This window comes from Mesorhizobium sp. M7A.F.Ca.CA.003.01.2.1 (assembly GCF_003998945.1).
GTDB classification, from domain to species: domain Bacteria; phylum Pseudomonadota; class Alphaproteobacteria; order Rhizobiales; family Rhizobiaceae; genus Mesorhizobium; species Mesorhizobium ciceri.
The window spans coordinates 1-521 of the sequence record NZ_RZRA01001627.1 but is presented as its reverse complement, the minus strand read 5'-3'; the positions used below and the strand labels follow the sequence as shown (position 1 = coordinate 521).

Genomic DNA, 521 nt, shown 5'->3' with positions numbered 1-521 from the left:
AACGACACCAGTCCTTGTGCTGCCAGCCTTCCGGTGAAATAGCCGAGCGCGCCGCATGTATAGGCGTTCTTCTGCGAGAAGATGGCGACACCGAACAGCTTTGCCGCCTTGGCGAGGTCGTCGATGTTGCGGTCGAAGCCGGTATGCGCCAGCCCGCCGCGTGCATCGGAGAGATAGACTGCCAGCGCCGGCCGTGTGATCACCGGGTCGGCATTGCCGTCGATGCGTCCGGCTTCCAGCGCCTCGAGATAGTCGATGAAATGCGACAGACCGACCGAGGAAAGCCCTTCGGCCTCGGCTGATATGATCGAAGCAGTGAGCGATTGCGCCGCTTCCTCATTGGCGCCGGCGCCAAGTGCCGCCATCCGGCACAGTCCTTTTGCCTGGTCGAGACTGAGTTGCATCATGGCCGTCCTAGGGGAGTAGGGGAATAGGGGAGTACGGGACAGTGGGCAGTGAATAGCGAATGGGGATGGAAATGTGAATGTGGATAGTGGCCCGATACTCCCCTACTCCCCTAC

General features: G+C 60.8%; 1 protein-coding gene. It reads right to left on the bottom strand.

From position 1 onward, the window contains the following. A partial coding sequence (locus tag EN969_RS34615; protein ID WP_206525382.1) for an Ldh family oxidoreductase occupies positions 1–404 on the bottom strand: 404 nt, incomplete at its 3' end. Positions 405–521 lie beyond the last annotated feature (117 nt).